Genomic DNA, 19,949 nt, shown 5'->3' with positions numbered 1-19,949 from the left:
GCGGGGGAGCGTGGTGGACGATCGCGGCGGGCGGCCGGCCGAACTGACGGGGCTGCGGCTGGAGGCCGAGCTCGGCCGGGGCGCGGACACCACCGTGTACCGGGCCAGCCGCGGCGGCGAGCGGTACGCGCTCAAGCAGGCCCGCGACGACGCCGGTAACTCCGCGGCCACGGTGACCGCGATGCGCCGCGAGGCCGCCCTGCTGGCGTGCGTCGAGCACCCCGGCGTGCTGCGCACCTACGCCGCGGGCCTCCACGACGGCCGGCCCGCCGTGGTCGTCGAGCTGATCGACGGCGGCTCGGTGGCCGACCGGCTGTTCCGCGGGCCGCTGGACAACCCGTCGGTGATCCGGCTGGCCGGCGAGCTGGCCGACGCCCTGGCGGCCGTGCACCGGGTCGGCCTGGTCCACCGCGACATCAAGCCGCAGAACATCATGCTGCCGCCGGACCGGCCCGCCACACTGATCGACTTCAGCCTCGCCATCGTCGGCCGCGGCCCGGCCGGTGGCGCCCGGCCGCGCCCCGTGCCGGCGGACGGGGACCAGTCGCCCGCCGTCGGGACGTTCGCGTACACGTCCCCGGAGCAGTCCGGGATGCTCCGCCGGCCGGTGGACGGACGATCCGACCTGTACTCGCTGGGCGTCGTGCTGTTCGAGTGCCTCGCCGGGTTCCCGCCGTTCGCCGCCGACGACGTGGGCGAACTGCTCCGCCTGCACACCGTCGCGACGCCGCCCGACCTGCGGGCGCTCCGCCCGGACGCCGACCCGGGCCTGGTGGAGGTCGTGTACCGGCTGCTCGCCAAGGACCCGGACGACCGGTACCCCGGCGCCGCCGAGCTGGGCGCCGACCTCGCCCGCCGCTTCGGCCACCGGCCGCCGGCGGGCCCGGGCGGGTGGCCGCTGTGCGGCCGGGACACCGAGCGGGAGGTGCTGCTCTTCCGCTGGCGCCGCGCCCGTGGCGGCGCGGTTGGCGGTGGCGGCGCGGTTGGCGGTGGCGGCGCGGTTGGCGGTAGTGGCGGCGGGGCTGGTGGTGGCGGCGCGGTTGGCGGTGGCGCGGTTGGTGGCGGCACCGTTGGCGGTGGCGCGGTTGGCGGTGGTGGCGCGGCCATGGTGCGCGGCCCGGCCGGCGGGGGCCGCAGCCGGCTGGCGGCCGAGGTGGCGGCCGCCGCCGCGGCCGACGGGGTACCGGTGCTGCGGGCGCGCGGCGCCCGGGACGAGTCGGTGCCGCTGGCCGCCGTCCGGGCCGCGGTCGAACACCACCTGGACCGGGTCCGGGCGTTGCCGGCCGACGAGCGGGCCGGGGCCGAGGAGCGGCTGCGCGCCGCGGCCGCCGCGGCCGGCGCCGGCGCGCTGCGCAACCTGTCGCCGCGCCTGGCCGAGCTGCTCAGCGGCGTCCCCGGCGTGTCCGGCGAGGGCGGCGGGGACCGGTTCTTCCTCGTCGTCGCCGGCTTCCTGGCCGAACTGGCGCGCCGGCACGGCGGCATGCTGCTGGAGCTCGACGACGCACAGTGGCTGGACGCGGCCACCCGGCGGGTGCTCGCGCTGCTCGCACCGGACCTCCGGGACACACCCCTGCTGATCGTGCTCACCGAGAGTGACGACACCCCGGCGCCGCTGGCCGCCGACCTCGGCCCGGCGCTGGACACCGAGGTGACGGCCGGCCCGCTCGACGGTCCGGCCACGGCCGCCCTGATCGCCTCCCGGCTGCCCGGTGCCGAGGTGCCCGCCGAGCTGGCCGCGCACGTGTACACCCGCAGCGGCGGCCTGCCGCTGGTGGTGGTCGAGTACCTGCGGCAACTCGTCGACGCCGGCCTGCTGGTGCCGCACTGGGGTGCCTGGTCGCTCGACGAGGCCGGCGTGGACGGGCTGAGCTTCGCCGCGGACGCCGAGGAGCTGTTCCTCGTCCGGCTGGGCGAGCTGTCGGCGGAGCACCGGCCCGTCCTGGCGGTGGCCGCCGCCGTGGGTGGCCGGTTCCGGCTGGACCTGGTGATGGCCGCCTGCGACCTGCCGGCCGAGCGGGTCGTGGACGCCGTGGACGCGGCCGTCGCCGCACGCCTCGTGGAGGCGCGGGAGGGCGGCCGGTACGGCTTCGTCCACCCCGGCCTGCGCGACGCGCTGCTGGCCGACGTGCCCGCCGACGCGCTGCGCCGCCTGCACCTGGCGATCGCCGCCGCGCTCGCGGACCTGCCCGACCGGCTCCGCGACTCCGGGCACGTCTACGCCGTCGCCCGGCACGTCGGGCTGGCCGGCCCGGACGCCGACCCGGACGCCCGGTACGCGGCCGCGCTGGCCGCCGGCCGGCAGGCGCTGCGCGACCAGGTGCCGGCGGACGCCGTGACCCACCTCGAACAGGCCCGGGACGCCGTGACCGCGGCGACCACGGACCTGCTGCACCCGCTCGCCGTGGCGTACCTGGGCAGCGGGCGGTTCGGCGACGCGCATCAGACGCTGGACCGGGCCCTGTCCGGTGAGTCCGATCCCCGTCGCCGGGCCGAGCTGCGCACCATCCTGATCGAGCTGCACCACACCCGGTGGGCCGACGGGGCGGCGCTCGCCGAGGCCGGTGCCGCCCTGGCCGAACTGGGCTGCCCGCTGCCCCGCCGCCGGCTCGTGCTGCTGGTGTCCACGCTGGCCGTCGCCGCGCTCGGCGGGCTGGTGGGCCGGCTGGGCGGGCTGCTCCCGCCGCCGCGCAAGCGCCGCCGCGCGTACCTGGCCGCCACGGCCGCCGTCCTGGACGCCGGCGCCTACGCGGCCGCCAACGCCATGCGGGTCCGCGAGGCCGCCGTGTTCGCGTTGCGGGCGCTGTACCCGGTCAACCGGCTCGGCCTGTGCCCGGAGTACGTGCGGGTGCACGCCATGCTCGGCTACGTCGCCGCGATGGTCCGGCTCCGCCGCCGGGCCGAGAAGGCGTTCGCGCGGGCCGGCGCCGCGGCCACCGCGCTCAACGACCCGGCGCTGACCGCGTACGTGGACTGGGTACGTGGCGGCGCGCTGCTGCTCGGCGGCTACGACGACGGCAGCACGTGGGAGCGGGCGGTCACCCGGCACGCCCGCTGGCTCGCGCCCGCCCAGCACATGACCGGGCTGGCCACCACCGGCATCCGCCAGGTGGTGCGCGGCTACACCCGGGAGGCGAAGGCGGTGCTGGAGCGCGGCCTGGCGCTGCTGCCCGATCCGGAGCAGGCGCACGGCACGTCGTTCGCGATGCTGACCGTGATGGTGCCGGCGCAGCTGGGGCGCCCGGGCGACGCCGCGGCCGCGCTGGCGGCGATGCGGGCGTCGTTCCCGCCCGGCACCGGCACATCGACCCAGCGGGCGAACATCGCCACGGCGGCTGCCTGCGCGGTGGTCGAGCAGGGTGACTTCGGGGCGCCGTTCGACGAGGTGGTCGCCGAGTTCGAGGCGCTGGGCCTGCGCCGGTCGGAGCTGATGGCCCAGCACGCCTGGTTCTACGCGTACCGGGCGCACGGACGGATGGCGCAGGTGCGGTTCGCGCCCGACGACGAGCGCCCGGCCCGGCTGGCCGCGGCGGAGGCGGCCGTCCGCGACCTGGGGCGGGTCGTCCGGACCCCGCTGTCGAAGGCCGCGTACCGGCTCGCCCGGGCGGCGCTGCTGCAGCAGACCGGCCGGACGCAGAAGGCGATCAAGCTGGTGGACCGGATCGACCGGGACGCGCGGGTGCTGGACGCCCCGCAGGTGTCGTTCGAGGTGGCCCGCATCCGGGCCCGCGCGATGCGGCAGCTCGGCCTGACCGGCGAGACCGACCGGCAGGCCCGCAACGCGTACCTGCTGGCCACCCGGCACGGCTGGGAGCACCGGCGGCGCCAGGTCCGGGCGGAGTTCGGCGTGGACGACGCCTCCTCGTCCCTGTTCACCCACGCCGCGGACCGCGGCGACAAGACCCGCAGCAACCGGCGGCTGGAGGCGCTGCAGCAGGTCAGTGCCGCCGCCTCGACCGTGCTGGACCCGGAGCGGCTGACCCGGGTCGCCCTCGACGAGACGCTGCGCATCCTCGGGGCCGAGCGGGCGCTGCTGTTCCTGGTCGACGAGCGCGGCGAACTGAGCCCGTTCGTCGGGCGCGACGCCAGCGGCAACGACGTGGCGACCGCCACCGGGTACGGCTCCACGCTGCTGCACCGGGTGGTGGAGTCCGGCCGCGCGCTGGTGGTCACCGGCACCGAGCAGGGCGCGGCGCTGGGCTCGCAGAGCGTCGTGGCGCACGGGCTGCGCAGCATCATGGTCGCGCCGGTCCAGTTCAAGGGCGAGCTGCGCGGGGTGGTCTACCTGGACAGCCGGGTCGCCAAGGGCATCTTCACCGAGGACGACGTCGCGGTGCTCACCGCGGTCACCAGCCACGTGGCGGTGTCGCTGGAGACGGCCCGGGCGGCCCAGCTCGACGTCGCCGTGCGGACGGCGCGGCGGGCACAGGGGCTGGCCGAGAGCCTGCGTGCCAGCCTGGCGGAGCTGAGCCGGGTGCTGGACCCGTCCGAGGTGCTCCACCAGCTGTTCACCACGCTGGACCGGCAGCTCGGGGCGCCCGCCGGCTGGCTGCTGCAGGGCGCCGGGGCCGAGCTGACCGTCGTCGCCACGGCCGGGGAGGCGGACGGTGCGGTCCGGGGCCACCGCATCCCGCTCACCGACGCCGCGCTGGCCGCGCTGTGCGACGCCCCGTCACCGACCGTGCTGACCGTGGCCGACAGCCCCGCCGCGCTGCGCGAGCTGCTCGCCGGGCACGGAGGTACCGCGCTGGCGGTGCCGCTGTCGGCCCGCGACGGACGGGTCGGTCTGGTGGTGCTCGGCGGTACCGCGTTCGACGACGCCGGGCGGGAGATCGCCGCGGCCTTCGCCGGGCAGGGCATGAGCGCGTACGACAACGCGCTGCTGTTCAGCCGGGTGCAGGAGCTGGCGATCACCGACGAGCTGACCGGGCAGCACAACCGGCGGCACTTCTACTCGCTGGCCGGCACGCTGGTCGCCGCCGCCGCGCGCAACGGCCGCGACCTGGTCGCCGCGATGCTCGACATCGACCGGTTCAAGAACATCAACGACACGTACGGGCACGGCGTCGGGGACGACGTGATCCGGGAGGTGGCCGCGCGGCTGCGCGCCTGCCTCCGGCACGACGACGTGCTCGGCCGGTACGGCGGCGAGGAGTTCGCGGTCATCCTGCCCGACTCGGACGGACCCGAGGCCGACCTGGCCCAACGGATGCGGCTGGCCATCGCCGACGAGCCGGTCCCGACCCGCGCCGGTCCGGTGCCGGTGACCATCAGCGTCGGCCTGGCCCGGCTCCTGCCGGCCGGTGACGCCCTCGACCAGCTGCTGGCCCGCGCCGACCACGCGCTCTACCGCGCCAAGGAAGCCGGCCGCGACCGGGTCGAGATCTACTGATTCCTTGGCCCGGTGGCCTACCGTGCCGGGCGTGCGGGGGTATCGACGGTGGGTGTTCGAGGGCGGGTGCGCGCTGGCCGTCGTTCCGTTCGTGGCGTGGGCGGCGTGCCGGATCCTCGGCCTGGAACGCGGCTGGCCGGTGGTGCAACTGATGGCCTGGACGCCGTACGCGGCCGTCGCCGGCGTACTCGTGAGCGGCGCCGTGCTGCTGTGCCGCCGGTGGATCGCGGGCGCGGTCGGTGCGGTCGCGGCGCTCGCGCTGGTCGCGGTCGTCGTGCCGCGCGTGCTTCCGGACGGGGGACCGCTACCGGACGGACCGGCGCTGCGCGTCCTGTCGGCGAACCTGTTCGCCGGCCGGGGTGACGAGGGGGCGGTGCTCGCCCTCGCCCGGCGGCTGCGGGTCGACGTCCTCGCGGTCCAGGAGCTTTCCGAGACGGACGCCGCGGCGCTCGACGCGGCCGGCATCGCCCGCGATCTCCCGCACCGGGCCTGGTATCCGATGGACGGCGCCGGCGGATCCGCCATCTTCAGCCGGTTCCCGCTGCGCGAGGTGTCATTGCGGACCGACGGGTTCCCGCAGGCACACGCGGTCGCGGACGTGCCCGGTGCGCCACCGGTGGAACTGGAGTCGGTGCACCCGAACGCGCCGGTGGAGCGCGGGTCGATGCCGCTGTGGCACCACGACCTGGCGCACCAGCCGAAGGCGACCCCCGCGGGCGTGGTGCGCATCCTCGTCGGCGATTTCAACTCCACGCTGGATCACGTGACGCTGCGCCGGCTGATCGGCACCGGCTACCGCGACGCCGCCGAGGTGGCCGGCACCGGCCTGCGTTCGACCTGGCCCGCCGACGGGCGGCTGATGCCCGGCGTCACCCTCGACCGGGTGCTGGCCGACCGTCGCGTCGGCGTCCGCGCCGCCCGTCCCTACCGGATTCCGGGCACCGACCACCGCGCGTTCTACGCGGACCTGGTCCTGCCGGCGCCGACCTCGGCCGCGATCGCGTCGACGACCTGACGGGCGGCGGCCGACGCGTGATCGCCGTCGCCCGCCTCGACCGCGAGGACCACCAGGCGGCCGCGACCCGGCCGGGCCACGGCGTGCCGGTGCACCTGCCCGGGGCGGGCCGGGTCGGCGCGGATCGGGTCGACGACGATGACCAGGTCGCGGTTGCGCCACGATTCGAGCAGGGCCGAGTCCTCGGCGTCGCACCCGATGAGCGTCAGGTCGACGCCGAGCCCGTCGAGCTGACGCAGCACCGCGGAGCCGACCCCGTGCCGGTGCCGGTGCCCGTCACTGAGCACGGCGACGAGCGGCCTCTTCTCCTGCCTCGGTCGCTCCCGCACGGCGCGACCGCTGCTCATGATGATCGACACGACCCCTCCCGGATCCCCCCACCGCCGGCCGGAAACTGCCGGCGCGTCCACTGGACGCGTGGGTGGGGCCTCCGGTTGCACCTCCGCGCCGGTCAGGGGCGCCAGTCGCGGAATCCGAGTTCCCGGTACAGGGCCAGGGCGGGTCCGTTGTCCGCGGCCACGCGCAGGGCCACCTCCCGCCGATCGGTGACGGCGAGCGCGCCCGTGAGGAGCGCGCGGGCGAGTCCGCGCCGCCGGTGGCCGGGCGCGGTGAACAGTTCGATGACGAACGGGCAGTCCGGGGTGTCCGGCCAGGGCGCCCGCCGCACCACCTGAACGGCCGCCGCGATGCCGCCCTCCCCGGCCTCCCCGGCCTCCCCGGACGTCGCGACCAGCGACGCCGCCGGCCACAGCTCGCCGTACTCCCCGGCGAACGCGGCGCGGATGTCGGCGATCGCCTCGTCGACGGTCGCGCCGGCCACGCCGGGGTCGTAGCTGTCGAAGTACCGGCGGCCGAGCGGCTCGACGTCGTCGGCGGAGCAGGGCCGCAGCCGGTACCCGGCGGGCAGCACCGGTGCCGGCGGCGGCAGGTTCGGGCGGACGAGCGTCAGCACGGGGTCATGGTGCCATGGGTAACGCGGGGACCGGGCGGGTCGCTTCTTCCGACGTGACTCAGTTCTTGAGCGCGGCGAGTGCCTCGTCGACCGATGCGTACAGGCGCAGCACGGTCGAGAAGCGGGTGATCTCGAAGAGGCGCTGCACGGCCGGGCGGGTGCCGGCGACCACGACCCGCTCGCCGAGCCGGCGGTGCACCGACACGAGGACCCCGAGCGCGGTCGAGTCGAGGAACTCCGAGTCGGACAGGTCGATCACCATCGCGTCGGCGCCGTCGTCGATGGCCGCGTGCACGGCCGTCCGGAACTCCGGCGAGGTCACGAGGTCGATGTCGCCATGCGGTGTCACGATCGCGGTCGTCCCCACCCGGTTGGTCGTGATCTCGACGGTCATCGTCACCTATGGTCCTTTCGGGTCGGCTCTTCTCAGGGAAGGGGCGTTGCCGTGCGTCACCGCGTTACACACGGCTAAGGTGTGCGGGCCATGGGGATGGGACTCGGTAACCGTGAGCGATGACGAACTCGACGTCGCGCTACGGTCGGCCGTCAGGGGCGACGAGAGCGGCTTCGCGGTGCTGTGGCGCGCTCTCCAACCGGCGTTGCTGCGCTACCTCCGCGTGGTGTGCGCCGACGCGGCCGAGGACGTCGCCTCCGAGACCTGGCTCCAGGCGGCCCGCGACCTGTCCTCGTTCACCGGTGACGCGACGGCGTTCCGGGTGTGGCTGTTCCGCATCGCCCGGCACCGCGGAATCGACGACCGCCGGCGGGCCTGGCGCCGCCGCGAGGAGGTCAGCGAGGTCGTCGAGCCGGCCGCGGGCGAGGCCGTCGGAGACGTGCTGCACGACGTGGTCGAGCGGTCGGGCACGGCGTGGGCGCTCGACGTCATCTCGTCGTTGCCGGCCGACCAGGCCGAAGCGGTGATGCTGCGGGCGGTGGTCGGCCTCGACGTCGCCGGCACCGCCGCGGTGCTCGGCAAGCGTCCCGGCGCGGTGCGCGTCGCGGCGATGCGCGGTCTGCGCCGGCTCGCCGAGCACCCCCAGGTCCGGCAGCGGCGGCAGCCGGCCGGCGGGCTCTCGGGCACCCGCCTGGAAGGGGCCTGAGGTCGTGGACGTGCTGCGCTGGCTGCGATCGAGCCGGATCTCCCGGCGGGAGGCCGCTCACCTGCTCGACCGGTCGCCGATCGGGGACGAGCACCCGGGCCTCGCCGACCTGCTCGCCGCCGCCACCGCTCCGGCCCGGTCCGACGAGGTGGCGGGGGAGCGGGCCGCCGTGGCCGCGTTCCGCCGGGAGTACCGCCCGGCCGATACGGGCACCGCGCCCGCGCCGGGCACCGTGCCTGCGGCGGGCGTCGCGGCGGGGTCGGCGACCGGGCGGCGGGGATCGACGGCGCGGCGGCCAGCGACACATCGGCCGGGTCCGCGGCGGTTGCCCGGGCGTGGGGTCGTCGTCGCGGCGCTCGCCACGGTGGTGGCGCTCGTCGGGGGGACGGCGTACGCGGCCGGCTCCGGGCGCCTGCCCGACCCGGTCCAGCGTCAGCTCCACGAGGCGCTCGCCGGGGTCGGCGTCCCCCCGCCGGACCCGCGCGACACCCCGACGCGCACCCTGGTGTCGGCGTCGCCCGTGCCGTCGGGCAGTTCGCCCGCCGACGTGCGCCTACTCGGTCTGTGCCGGGCATGGCAGGCCGCCCGGGCCGCCCCCGGCGCGCCGCAACCGCGTCCCGACGACAAGCGCGCCCTGGTCGAGGCCGCCGGTGGCGCCAACCGGATCGAGGCGTTCTGCGCGGCACTGGTCGCCACCGCGCCGGGCGCGACGCCGTCGTCGTCGGCACCGGCGGGGCCCGCACCGGTCACCACGACGCCCGGCCGGCCCGGGAACCAGAACCCCGGCGGCCCGCCCGCGACGCCACCGGGCCAGGAGAAGAAGGACAAGGGCAAGTAACGCGGGAGCGACCCGCTCCGCTCCTTCATCGTGCGTTCCCCGGACGATCGGGCGGTCCGCGAGCCGCCCGACCGTCCCCGGTCCGTTCCCGGAGCGGTCGTTCTCTCCCCCCGTGCCGCTCCGGGAGCGGCTGGGCCGGCCGGCGCGCGTTCAAGATCACCTTTTGCGGAAAGAACCTGAAGCCACACTTCAGTTTTCTTCCTCAAAAGGTGATCTTGTGGGATGTGCGCGGGCACCGACACGGCTTAGCATCGGGGGCGTGGTGCAACGCATCCTCATCGACTGTGATCCGGGTATCGATGATGCGGTGGCGCTGATGGTGGCGGGGGCCACGCCCGCGGTCTCGGTGCAGGCGGTCACCGCGACGTTCGGCAACGTCGGGCTGGACGGGACGTCGCGCAACGCCCTGGCCGTCTGCGAACTGGTCGGGCTCGACGTGCCGGTGTACGCCGGCGCCGACCGTCCCCTGGTACGCGACGTGATCGGCGGCCGGACGTTCCACGGCGACACCGGTCTCGGCGGCGTCGACCTGCCGCCGCCCGCCCGGGCCGTGGCGTCGGGCCACGCGGTCACCGCGATCCGGGCCGTCGTGAACCGGTTCCCGGGTGAGATCACGCTGGTCGTCACCGGTGCGATGACCAACGTCGCGCTCGCCCTGCGGCTCGACCCGGGGATCGCCGCCGGCATCCAGCGGATCGTGTTCATGGGCGGGTCGACCGAGGCGGGCAACGTGACGCCGGCGGCGGAGTTCAACGCGTTCGCCGACCCGCACGCGATGCGCGTGGTGCTGGAGAGCGGCATCCCGTTGACGATGTTCGGCCTCAACGTCACCCACCAGGTCCTCGCGACGCCCGACCGGATCGCTCGGATCCGCGGCCTCGGGAACCCGGTCGCCGACGCGGCGGCCACCATGCTCGGCTTCTACGCGGAGTCCTACCGCGCCACCTACGGCTGGCCCGGTGCCGCGCTGCACGACCCGTGCACGATCGCCCACCTGCTCGATCCGACGCTGTTCACCCTGCGGCCGATGCACGTGAGCGTCGACACCAACGAGGGCCAGAATTTCGGACGCACGACATGCGACGCCCGCCGGCTGACCGGCCGCTCGGCCAACGTCGACGTGGCGGTCACCGCCGACGCCGACCGCTTCTTCGACCTGCTCACCACCGCCCTCGCCCAGTACGACCGGTCACGGCTATGATGTCTATGGACAAGCAGAGACGTGTTCGCGACATCGCGATGAGTTTGGAGTTACCCTGTGGTCATGCCGCCGCCCGATCCGCACATCCACGGTGACACCGTGGCCCAGCTCGCTGCGGTCGGCATCCCTGTCACCGATGAGGGCCTCGAGCGGGCCCGTCGCCGGCTGGCCGAGGCGCGTGAGCGTCGCACGCCGGAACGCCTGATTGCCGTGCGTCGCCAGCTCGGTCTCGACTCCTCGACGGGGACCTGATCATCCCGATCGAGGAGTGACCGCAGCCGGTCAGAGGCGGATCAGGGCCAGGTCCCACTGGCCGTGCTGGTCCTCCCAGACGGTCACGATCTCGCCGATACCGACCGGATTGCTGTCGGGATCCTTGTCGACGTCGATGTCGCCCGCGTCCTCGATCTCCGAGGTGATCCGGAGCGCGTCCTCGCGGGTGCCGTCCGTCGCCATCCGGATCCGCGCCACCCGCCATTCCTGGCCGGTCAGGTCGCGTCCGGCCAGGTCGCGGCCCGCGATCCGCTCGCCGCCGACCTCGAAGAGCGTGCCGGGCCCGTCGATCGGCAGCGGCCCCTCGTCGATGATCGTCAGGTGGTCGTTCAGGACGCTCCGCTCGCCGCGCAGCAGTGCCGGGGCGAGCCAGCCGGCGTCACGGTCGAGCCCGACCTCGTGGATGAAGTTTCCCCACGCGTACAGCGCATACACGACGGTGAGTGTACGGATGGGACGGCTGCGCCCCACCGGGACCCGTGCCTCCGGCCGGGGCACGAGTTGCTGTCCGACTGTGCCTCAGTTCCGGTCGCGTTGCGCCGATAACACCGACGTGGAGGGGTATACGTCCGGCGCCCGCGCGGCGGGTCCGTCGTCCGGGCTGCGCGCGCTCGGCCGTATCGCCGCGGCCATGGACGTCAACGGGAGTGACGACCAGCTGCTGCGCGGCATCGTCGACGAGATCCTGACCGTACTCGGCGACCACACCTCGATCGCCCTCACCGGTGACGGCGAACCCAGGGCCAGCAACCACTCCGACGCGGTGCGGACGGACCTGGAAGCGATCATGGCGGCGTGTGATGCCGAGGAGACCGTCGTGTCGGCCGGTGATCCGGTCGGTGGCTGGCTGACCGGGCACGGGCTGCGCCAGTACGCCACGTTCCCCGTCGTCGGCAACAACCGTCCGGTGGGTGTCCTGGCCGTCACGCGGGCCGCCGACCGGCCGGAGTTCGCCGAGGACGAGCTCGCGTTCGGCGCGGCGGTGGCCGCGCTCCTGGGCGTGGCCGCGGTCGGCCGGCGCATGCTCGCGCACACGACGGCCACCGTGGAGGAGCTCCGGGCGCAGGCCGAGGTGTTCGAGCAGATCTCCGACGCGCTCATCACCTGCGACGAGGAGCACCGGGTGCTGAGCTGGAACGCCGCCGCGGAGAAGGTCTACGGCTACTCGCAGAGCGAGGCGATCGGCTGCGACCTGTTCGCGCTGCTGGCGTCGGAGTGCTTCAGCGCCGACGGCCTGCCGCTGGACGTCGAGGAGGTGCTGACCACCGTCGACAAGAACGGGTTGTGGGACGGCGAGCTGCACGAGCGGCACGCCAGCGGCGCGTCGCTGGTCATCATGGCGTCGATCAGCGCGGCCGGCGAGACGGGCAGCCGGCACAGCGGCCTGGTGCTGGTCAACCGCGACGTCACCATGCAGCGCCGGGAGGAGCACCTGGCGACGCACGACTCGCTCACCGGCCTGCCCAACCGTCGCATGCTCAACGACCGGTTGTACGAGGCGTTCGCCCGCGGCTGCCGCACCGGGTGGACCGTGGCGGTCCTGTTCATCGACCTCGACGGGTTCAAGCCGATCAACGACCGGCACGGGCACGCGACCGGCGACGAGGTCCTGAGCCTCACCGCCCAGCGCCTGGTCAACGCCGTGCGACGCACCGACACCGTCGGCCGGCTCGGCGGCGACGAGTTCCTGGTGATTCTGGAGGACACCGGCACCGACGAGAACATCTCCGCGGTGGCCAACCGGATCGTCCAGTCGGTCAGCGTGCCCATGGTCTTCGGCGACGTCACCGTGACGGTGCGTCCGAGCGTCGGCGTCGCGGCGGTGCACCACCCCGACGGCGAGACGCACCGACCCGACCACCTGCTGGCCGCCGCCGATCAGGCCATGTACATGGCGAAGGCGCTCGGCGGCGACCCGGTCTTCGCGGACATGAACTCGTCGAGCGTCTGAGCGCGGAGCGCGTTCCAGCCGCCCTGGCGGGGGCCGTAGCGATGGGACGGCGAGCAGTTCGAGGTGGGGTCACCACGGCGGTACGCGGTCCGGGCCGCGTTGCTCGGCGACATCAGCGGGCCAGACAGGCGGGCTCGGCGCCGGCCGCGACGGGCCGGGGCCACACGTGGTACAGGTCGGCGCCGCCGGTCGTGCAGGACACCGTCAGGACGCGGTCGGCACGCAGGTGGGCGGACAGCCGCTCGGCGACCTCGCACACCACCGCCGCCGGCGTCACGACGATCGGCAGGCTGCCGATCTCCAGGAACTCCCCGACGAGGGCCGCGCCGCGCCGCAGCGCGTTCTCCTGCGCCGCCGCGACGTGCAGCGAAACGACGTCGTGGCGCGGCAGGCGGTCGCGCAGGCCGGCCGTCACGATCGGGGCGTGCGGACCGGACCGGCGCTCGTTCGACCCGAAGACGACGACCAGCTCGTCGTTGACGGCCAGCTCGGCGAGGCGGGTCACCACCGCCGTCGCGTCCCAGTGGACGTCCCAATGGTCGACGATCACGATCGTCAGCGCCGTCGCGGCGGTCACCGGCAGGTACCGCGAACGCGCCGGCTCGGGCCGGCGCTCGATCGGCCGGGACCGCCGCGTCCGGGTCTGCGCGGCCCGCGGCGCGAATGCCGCGACGAGCCGCCGCACGGCGCGGCGGCCCACCGCCCGGAAGGCGCCCGGGGACCTGGCCGCGGCGACCGGCCACAGGAGTGTGTAGACCAGTGACGACGGGATCAACGCGGCCAGGGACCGGGGGGCCGGGGGGCCGGCGCACACAGGGACCTGTTCAGTCAGAGACGTCATGGGTTTCTGATCCATCCGTGGTCAGGGGTGCTGCGCAAACGCAGCGGGTGTCACGCTTCGCGGTTTCGCGCACCCATCCGGTGACTAAGCCTGCCCCAGAACGCGGACCCTTCACCAGCCCCAGACTTGTCCGGCCAATTCTGGCTCATGACCTGCGGGCCACGCTCACGATCATGATCAACCGAGCCGATCCGGTGCGGGTTCACCAGGGCGACCGGACACTTCTGTCCGGTCGCGAGGGCGGCTCACGGACGGTTCACGGACCGCCGTGGCGCAACGACCGGCTGCGCCGGCGCAGATCGGCGACGAAGCCGGCCAGCGCGCGGTGCACCGCGGGTCCGCCGTCGATCCCGCGCCACCCCGTCCGGACCTCGCCGACCAGCGCGTAGCAGGCGTCGATGGGCACGAGGAACGCCTCCGGGCCGGCGGCGTTCCGGGTGACGTACACCGCCTCGACGTCCGGCGCCGGCGCCGCCAGCAACGGGTGGGTGTGCCGGAGCCGGTCCCAGGAGTCCAGGTCGAGCAGGCACTCGGTGGCTCCGGCCGGGCTCGGGTAGCAGGCGATCGTCCGGCCGAGGTCGCTGTTGTCGAAGAAGAACACCGTCGAGACCGGGATTCCCAGCTCGTCCCAGTCGGCGTCGGTGAGTGGGCGGTCCGGGTCGTGGAGATAGCGCTCCGGTATCGCGCGGAACCGTCCGCCGCCCGCGCCGCTCGGGGCGAACAGCAGGTAGCAGGGGCGGCAGGCGCACCGCAGGGAGCGCTGGTCCAGGGCGACGACGTGTCCGTGCCGGGGGTCGAGCGGCGTGGCGCAGAGGTCGCAACGCTCGGCCGGCGCGGCAACCGCACCGGCAACAGAACCGGGCGCCGCTCGGGCGAACCGCCGCAAACCGTCCAGGCTCATGGTCCGGCGTCGACCAGGCCGGCCGGGCGCCGCGAGATCTGCAGCAGCACGGGCGGCGCGGCGGCGACGTCGAACTCGACGCCGGTGGTCTCCGGTGCCGCGTCCCGGACCGCCGTCGTGATCGCCTGGCGCAGCGACCGGTCGGCGCAGCCCCGGCCGCCGGTCATGCGCACCCGGACGACGCCGTCGCCGTCGATGCCGAGGTATTCCGCGGTTCCGGAAGCTGAGCCGGCCGGAATCCGGTCGAGGGCCCGCCGGATCCGGGCGTCGACGTCGAGCGGGTGCAGGTCGTGGACCAGCAGCAGGCTCTCCACCAGCGGGTCGGCCGCGAGGTCACGGCCGTGGTCCGCGCCGACGGTCGCCATGATGCGCTCCAGCCCGGCGCCGTAGAGCCGCACCAGGCACCGGACCAGCTCCTCGGCGACCAGGGCCGCACGCGGGTCGGGCCCGGACCGCAACTGGTCCAGCAGCCGGTTGACCTGTCCGGCCGCCGCGTGCGCGTCCGGCTCGTCGCTCATGCCCACCTCCCGGGTCACTGCGTCGGTACCGGCGCCCGGTGCTTGCGCACCGTGAACCCGCGCAGCGTGCGGACCATGCTGTTCACGGAGTCGCCGGGTCCGGCGTCCGCCGTCACCGGGGTCGCCTGTTCCATGAACGGCATGAACTTGTCCGGGAAGCCGGGCATCGTGCAGGCGATGCAGATCCCGCCGACGTTCGGGCAGCCGCCGACGCCGTTGATCCAGCCCCGCTTGGCGACGTTGCACCGCACCACCTGCCCCCAGCAGCCCACCTTGACCAGGCACGTCGGCGCGTCGTAGGCGGACGCGAACTCGCTCTGGTCGTAGTAGGCGGCCCGGTCGCAGCCGTTGTGGACGGTCACCTCGAACAGCCAGCGCGGTCGCAGCGCCTCGTCGAGCGGGATCGGCGGTGCCTGGCCGGCCATCTGGTAGAGCAGGTAGAGGATGGTCTCGGAGAGGTTGTCCGGGTGGGTCGGGCAGCCGGGGACGCACACGATCGGCAGGTCGGCCTTTGACCGCCAGTCCCAGCCCAGGTAGTCGGGTACGCCCATCGCGCCGGTCGGGTTGCCGGCCATCGCGTGGATGCCGCCGTACGTGGCGCAGGTGCCGACGGCGAGGATCGCGGTGGCCCGGGGTGCCAGCCGGTCCAGCCACTCGGTGGTGGTGATCGGCTGGCCGGTCCGCGGGTCGTTGCCGAACCCGGACCAGTACCCCTCCGGCTTGTTCGCCTCGTTCGGCACGGAGCCCTCGACGACCAGGATGAACGGGTCCAGCTCGCCCCGGTCGGCCCGGTGGAACCACTCGATGAAGCTGTCCGGGCCACCGTCGGGTCCGGACGCGGCGTCGAAGAAGGGCCAGTGCAGGGCGACCGTCGGCAGGCCCGGCAGCGAGCCGAGGACGATGTCCTCGATGCTCGGTTGGGCGGCCGCGGTCAGCGCGACGGACTCGCCGTCGCAGCTGAGCCCGCCGTTCATCCAGAGGATGTGCAGAACCTCGCCGCTCAGTGACACCGAACCGCCCATCGCCCGCCCGACCCCCGATCGGACCCCAACGTAGGTGGATGCGATGGCGCGAGTCGCACATGGTGTGCGCCGCCGGGCCGCCCGGCGGACGTTAGGCACTTAGGCTCAGTGAAGGTGGTCTCTGACCGCCGGTCGAAGGGAGCGCGATGCCAGCGTTGCGCGCCGTCGACGGCGGGACGATCGAGGTCCTCCCGCTGGTCGTCGTCGTCCGGGAGTTTCCGGCCCGGCCGTCGTCGATGCCGGACATCCGCGACTTCGTGCGCCGGCGGCTGAGCCAGACCCCGTTCTCCGAAGACGACCTGCGCACCCTCGGCGAGGAGGTGCTGAAACTGCTGCTGGAGGTCGCCGGCCCGACCGGGGCGATCCAGGTGTCCCTGCGGATCTTCCCCGACTACGCGGAGATCGACGTGGTACCGGCGATCCGCGTCGATCCGCCCGGCGGCGGGGGCGCCGTCGGTGCGCCGGCGCCGGTCAACGGCAACGGTGGTCCCGGACCGAACGGACGCGCCGGGCCATCGGTGACGCCCGCAGCGGACCGGTCCGACGCGGCCTCCTTCGCCGACTGGTTCGCCGGTGCGCTGCGGCGGGAGGGCATGACCATGGAGGCGGCGGCCCGCCACCTGCAGGTGTCGGTGAAGACGGTCAGCCGGTGGGTCGGCGGGACGACCGAGCCGCGGCTGCGCGACCTGTCCCGCATCCGCGAGATCCTCGGCGACCTGCCGTTCCCGTAGCTCAGCCGGCGGCGCGCAGCTGATGTTCGGTGCGGGCGTCGAGCTGTGCCACCTGGGCCGGCGTCAGCCGGTCGCAGACCCAGTCCCAGTGGCAGGCGACGAGATCGCCGGTCGCGGGCGGAGGCCGGGAAATGCCGGCGGTCGACCAGCGGACGGACTCGATCCGGTCGGCGCCCAGCCCGAGCCGGCGACCGTCCCAGGTCAGTGGCCGCGACCGGACCCGCACCCGGGCGCCGTCTTCGCCGGTTACTGGGCCGGTCACTGGGCCGGTCCCCGGGCCGGTCTCCGGGCCGGTCACCGTGCCCCAGCGGATCCGGCAGTTGTCCAGGACGGACAGGGCGGTGCCGGCGCGGCCTCCGCTTGCGGCCGTGAGCAGGCCGGTCCACGGATACACGGCGAACACGTGGAAGCTGTGGTGGGCCAGGGCGTGCGCGGGCGGCATCGAGCGCCAGCGGCGGGCGATCGGCCCACCGAGCTGCCCGGCGAATCGCTGTCGCAGCGTCGCCAGGAACACGTCCGGGTCGACGGCGTCGAGCAGGTCGTTGCCGATCCAGTACGCCTCGACCACCCGGGCGTCCATCGGGTCCGGGATCCCGGCGGCCGCGGCGATCAGCTCCAGGTAGACCCAGGCCCCGTCGAACAGCCGGGCCCGCCGGGCGATCTCGTCCGCCGGTTCACCCGCGGACGTCGCGTGCCGCAGCAGCACGTCAGGATCGTCCGGACCGCAGTAGCCCAGCGCGTTGGGCGGGAAGGCGTAGCGGGCGAACAGTACGTCGCCACGGGTGTCCACCGGCATCAGCAGATCCGTGGCAGCTGCTCGCCGAGCGGCATGTCGATCACCCGGGTGCCACCCAGTCCTGTCCGGGCGACCACCATTCCCGGATGCTCCGGCACGCACTGGCCGATGACGGCGGCGTCGCGGCCGTACTCGTGCGCCCGCATCGCGGCCAGCACCCGGTCGGCGTGCCCGGGCGGGACGAACGCCACCAGCTTGCCCTCGTTGGCGACGTACAGCGGGTCCAGGCCGAGCAGGCCGCAGGCGTCGCGGACCGCCGCCGGGATCGGCAGCGCCCGTTCGGTCACCTCGATTCCCACCCCGGCGGCGCGGGCGATCTCGTTGAGCGTGGCCGCGACCCCGCCCCGGGTCGGGTCCCGCAGCGTGTGGACGTCGGCGCCGGTGGCCAGCAGGTCCGCGACCAGCCCGTGCAGCGGCGCGGTGTCGCTGCGGACCGCGGTGCCGAACTCCAGCCCCTCCCGGCAACTGAGGACCGCCACGCCGTGCACCCCGATGTCGCCGCTGACGATCACGACGTCGTCGGGACGGGCGCGCTCGGGCCGGATGTCGACGCCGTCGGCGACGAGCCCGAGCCCGGTGGTGTTGACGAACACGCCGTCGCCGGAGCCCGCGTCCACGACCTTCGTGTCGCCGGTGACGAGCCGGACGCCGGCGGCGAGCGCAGCGCGTCCCATGTCTCCGGCCACCCGGGCGAGGTCGGTGAGGCGGGTCCCCTCCGCCAGGATGAACGCGGTCGACAGCACCAGCGGCCGCGCCCCGGACATCGACAGGTCGTTGACGGTGCCGTTCACGGCCAGGTCACCGATCGAGCCGCCGGGGAAGAACAGCGGCTTGACGACGTACGAGTCGGTGGACATCGCCAGCCGGACGCCGCCGACCGGCACCACCGCCGCGTCGCCGAGCCCGGCGCCCCGGGCGGCCGGCCCGAAGGCGGGCAGGAACAGGTGCTCGACCAGTTCGGCCGACAGCGCCCCGCCACCGCCGTGACCCATCACGATCGTGGGGGAGTCGCGCAGCGGCGCCGGGCACACCCAGCCCTCCGCCTCGATCGGGCCCGGCAGCAGGTTAACCACGAGGTGCCTCCACGAGCTCCAGCCGCCGGTACAGGTAGTAGGCGGCGCAGGCGCCCTCGGAGGAGACCATGGTGGCGCCCAACGGGTTGCGGGGCGTGCACTCGCGGCCGAACGCCGCGCACTCGTGCGGTTTGAGATGGCCCTGCAGCACCTCGCCGGACCGGCAGACCGACGACTCGGCCGTCCGCATCGACGCGACGTCGAAGCGGGTCTCGGCGTCGTAGTCGCGGAAGGCGTCGGACAGCCGCCACCCGCTGGCGGGGATCATGCCGATGCCGCGCCAGGTCCGGTCGGTCACCTCGAAGACGCTGCGCAGCATCGCCGTCGCCGCGGTGTTGCCGCCGGCGGTGACCGCCCGCGGGTACGCGTTCTCCAGTTCGTGCCGGCCGCTCTCCAGTTGCAGCACCGTGCGCCGGATGCCCTCCAGGATGTCGAGCGGCTCGAACCCGGTGACCACGATCGGGACGGCGTACCGCTCGGCCAGCGGCGGATACTCGGCCGTGCCCATCACGCTGCAGACGTGGCCCGCGGCCAGGAACGCCTGCACCCGGCAGGCCGGCGCCTCCATGATGGCCGCGATCGCGGGCGGCACCAGTACGTGCGAGACCAGCAGCGAGAAGTTCCCGATGCCCAGCCGCCGGGCCTGGTAGACGGTCATCGCGTTAGCGGGTGCGGTGGTCTCGAAGCCGATGCCGAAGAAGACCACCTCGCGGTCGGGGTTCTCCCGGGCCAGTTTCAGGGCGTCCAGCGGCGAGTAGACCACGCGGACGTCGCCGCCCGCGCTCTTGACCCGGAACAGGTCGCTGCTGCTGCCCGGTACCCGGAGCATGTCACCGAACGAGCAGAAGATGACGTCCGGGCGGGCCGCGATCGCCAGCGCCTTGTCGATGATCTCCAGCGGGGTGACGCAGACCGGGCAGCCGGGGCCGTGGATCATCTCGATGCCGTCGGGCAGCAACTGGTCGATCCCGTGCCGGATGATCGAGTGTGTCTGGCCGCCGCAGACCTCCATGATCGCCCACGGTCTCGTGGTGACGGCGTGGATCTGGTCGAGCAGGTGCCGGGCCAGGTCGGGATCGCTGAACTCGTCGAGATACTTCACGGACCCAACTCCTCTTCGAGGATCCCCATGCGTTCGAAATTCTCCAGCGTCCGCTTCGCCGACTCCTCGTCGAGCCGCTGGATCGCGAAGCCGACGTGGACGATGACGTACTCCCCGATCGTGGCGTCGGGGATGTACTCCAGGCAGACGTCCTTGCGGACGCCGCCGAAGTCCACCTCCGCCATGAGGGTGTCGTCGCGGGTGTCCAGCCGGATGATCCGGCCGGGTACGGCGAGGCACATGTCG

Annotated in this window: 20 protein-coding genes; 8 read left to right on the top strand and 12 right to left on the bottom strand. The window is 74.4% G+C overall.

Annotated features, from left to right (window positions below):
- Positions 1-13: 13 nt before the first annotated feature.
- Positions 14-5,389 (top strand): diguanylate cyclase, encoded by a 5,376-nt coding sequence (locus Vau01_RS11715; RefSeq protein WP_239151499.1) that lies wholly within the window; start codon positions 14-16, stop codon positions 5,387-5,389.
- A gap of 31 nt (positions 5,390-5,420) precedes the next feature.
- On the top strand, positions 5,421-6,404 hold the full coding sequence (locus Vau01_RS11710; protein WP_239151498.1) for an endonuclease/exonuclease/phosphatase family protein: 984 nt from the start codon (positions 5,421-5,423) through the stop codon (positions 6,402-6,404).
- On the opposite strand, the gene Vau01_RS11705 is transcribed toward Vau01_RS11710, so the two are convergent.
- The 3 genes from Vau01_RS11705 to Vau01_RS11695 all read right to left on the bottom strand — a co-directional run bounded on the left by Vau01_RS11705 (position 6,347) and on the right by Vau01_RS11695 (position 7,750).
- Positions 6,347-6,763, bottom strand: coding sequence for a hypothetical protein (locus Vau01_RS11705; protein WP_203990594.1), 417 nt, complete (start codon positions 6,761-6,763; stop codon positions 6,347-6,349). The genes Vau01_RS11710 and Vau01_RS11705 overlap by 58 nt on opposite strands.
- A gap of 92 nt (positions 6,764-6,855) precedes the next feature.
- Entirely contained in the window at positions 6,856-7,356 is a 501-nt protein-coding gene (locus tag Vau01_RS11700; RefSeq protein ID WP_203990591.1) for a GNAT family N-acetyltransferase, read from the bottom strand.
- A gap of 58 nt (positions 7,357-7,414) precedes the next feature.
- On the bottom strand, positions 7,415-7,750 hold the full coding sequence (locus tag Vau01_RS11695) for an STAS domain-containing protein (protein ID WP_239151529.1): 336 nt from the start codon (positions 7,748-7,750) through the stop codon (positions 7,415-7,417).
- A 112-nt stretch (positions 7,751-7,862) separates the two neighbouring features.
- Between Vau01_RS11695 and Vau01_RS11690 the strand changes: the two genes are divergently transcribed.
- The 4 genes from Vau01_RS11690 (at position 7,863) to Vau01_RS11675 (ending at position 10,747) form a co-directional block, all read left to right on the top strand.
- Positions 7,863-8,456: an RNA polymerase sigma factor gene (locus Vau01_RS11690; RefSeq protein ID WP_239151497.1), complete on the top strand. Its 594-nt coding sequence runs from the start codon at positions 7,863-7,865 to the stop codon at positions 8,454-8,456.
- A 4-nt stretch (positions 8,457-8,460) separates the two neighbouring features.
- Positions 8,461-9,294 carry a hypothetical protein gene (locus Vau01_RS11685; protein ID WP_203990582.1) on the top strand — a complete coding sequence of 278 codons (834 nt, stop codon included), beginning with the start codon at positions 8,461-8,463 and terminating at the stop codon, positions 9,292-9,294.
- A gap of 259 nt (positions 9,295-9,553) precedes the next feature.
- Positions 9,554-10,495, top strand: coding sequence for a nucleoside hydrolase (locus Vau01_RS11680; protein ID WP_203990579.1), 942 nt, complete (start codon positions 9,554-9,556; stop codon positions 10,493-10,495).
- Between the two features lie 63 nt (positions 10,496-10,558).
- Entirely contained in the window at positions 10,559-10,747 is a 189-nt protein-coding gene (locus tag Vau01_RS11675) for a hypothetical protein (RefSeq protein ID WP_203990576.1), read from the top strand.
- Between the two features lie 30 nt (positions 10,748-10,777).
- On the opposite strand, the gene Vau01_RS11670 is transcribed toward Vau01_RS11675, so the two are convergent.
- Entirely contained in the window at positions 10,778-11,203 is a 426-nt protein-coding gene (locus tag Vau01_RS11670) for a hypothetical protein (protein ID WP_203990573.1), read from the bottom strand.
- 118 nt (positions 11,204-11,321) lie between these two features.
- Here Vau01_RS11670 and Vau01_RS11665 point away from each other — a divergent pair, with 118 nt between their 5' ends.
- Positions 11,322-12,719, top strand: a complete 1,398-nt coding sequence (locus tag Vau01_RS11665; RefSeq protein WP_203990570.1) for a diguanylate cyclase domain-containing protein — start codon at positions 11,322-11,324, stop codon at positions 12,717-12,719.
- A 112-nt stretch (positions 12,720-12,831) separates the two neighbouring features.
- On the opposite strand, the gene Vau01_RS11660 is transcribed toward Vau01_RS11665, so the two are convergent.
- The 4 genes from Vau01_RS11660 to Vau01_RS11645 all read right to left on the bottom strand — a co-directional run bounded on the left by Vau01_RS11660 (position 12,832) and on the right by Vau01_RS11645 (position 16,001).
- On the bottom strand, positions 12,832-13,560 hold the full coding sequence (locus Vau01_RS11660; RefSeq protein ID WP_203990556.1) for a hypothetical protein: 729 nt from the start codon (positions 13,558-13,560) through the stop codon (positions 12,832-12,834).
- Between the two features lie 256 nt (positions 13,561-13,816).
- The gene (locus Vau01_RS11655) at positions 13,817-14,461 is read right to left on the bottom strand and encodes a DUF5947 family protein (RefSeq protein WP_203990553.1); all 645 of its coding nucleotides are present in this window, start codon (positions 14,459-14,461) and stop codon (positions 13,817-13,819) included.
- Positions 14,458-14,979, bottom strand: coding sequence for a NifU family protein (locus Vau01_RS11650; RefSeq protein WP_203990551.1), 522 nt, complete (start codon positions 14,977-14,979; stop codon positions 14,458-14,460). Before Vau01_RS11650 ends, Vau01_RS11655 begins: the two co-directional genes overlap by 4 nt.
- 14 nt (positions 14,980-14,993) lie before the next feature.
- Positions 14,994-16,001: an NADH-quinone oxidoreductase subunit B family protein gene (locus Vau01_RS11645; protein WP_203990549.1), complete on the bottom strand. Its 1,008-nt coding sequence runs from the start codon at positions 15,999-16,001 to the stop codon at positions 14,994-14,996.
- A gap of 146 nt (positions 16,002-16,147) precedes the next feature.
- Between Vau01_RS11645 and Vau01_RS11640 the strand changes: the two genes are divergently transcribed.
- Positions 16,148-16,732 carry a helix-turn-helix domain-containing protein gene (locus tag Vau01_RS11640; protein ID WP_203990547.1) on the top strand — a complete coding sequence of 195 codons (585 nt, stop codon included), beginning with the start codon at positions 16,148-16,150 and terminating at the stop codon, positions 16,730-16,732.
- Between the two features lies 1 nt (position 16,733).
- Here the strand turns inward: Vau01_RS11640 and Vau01_RS11635 are convergent, their stop codons facing one another.
- The 4 genes from Vau01_RS11635 to Vau01_RS11620 are packed head-to-tail and all read right to left on the bottom strand — an operon-like array spanning position 16,734 to position 19,945.
- Positions 16,734-17,528: a DUF6390 family protein gene (locus Vau01_RS11635; RefSeq protein WP_203990545.1), complete on the bottom strand. Its 795-nt coding sequence runs from the start codon at positions 17,526-17,528 to the stop codon at positions 16,734-16,736.
- Positions 17,528-18,601, bottom strand: a complete 1,074-nt coding sequence (gene hypE / locus Vau01_RS11630) for a hydrogenase expression/formation protein HypE (protein WP_239151496.1) — start codon at positions 18,599-18,601, stop codon at positions 17,528-17,530. Before hypE ends, Vau01_RS11635 begins: the two co-directional genes overlap by 1 nt.
- The gene (gene hypD / locus Vau01_RS11625) at positions 18,594-19,703 is read right to left on the bottom strand and encodes a hydrogenase formation protein HypD (protein WP_203990543.1); all 1,110 of its coding nucleotides are present in this window, start codon (positions 19,701-19,703) and stop codon (positions 18,594-18,596) included. Before hypD ends, hypE begins: the two co-directional genes overlap by 8 nt.
- A complete protein-coding gene (locus Vau01_RS11620) occupies positions 19,700-19,945 on the bottom strand; it encodes a HypC/HybG/HupF family hydrogenase formation chaperone (RefSeq protein WP_203990541.1) in 246 nt (81 codons plus the stop codon). The genes hypD and Vau01_RS11620 overlap by 4 nt, the downstream gene beginning before the upstream one ends.
- Positions 19,946-19,949: the final 4 nt, after the last annotated feature.

The sequence above is a fragment of the Virgisporangium aurantiacum genome (assembly GCF_016863635.1).
In the GTDB taxonomy this organism is placed as follows: domain Bacteria; phylum Actinomycetota; class Actinomycetes; order Mycobacteriales; family Micromonosporaceae; genus Virgisporangium; species Virgisporangium aurantiacum.
Note: the sequence above shows the minus strand (reverse complement) of the source record. Positions and strands in the feature narration are given on the sequence as shown.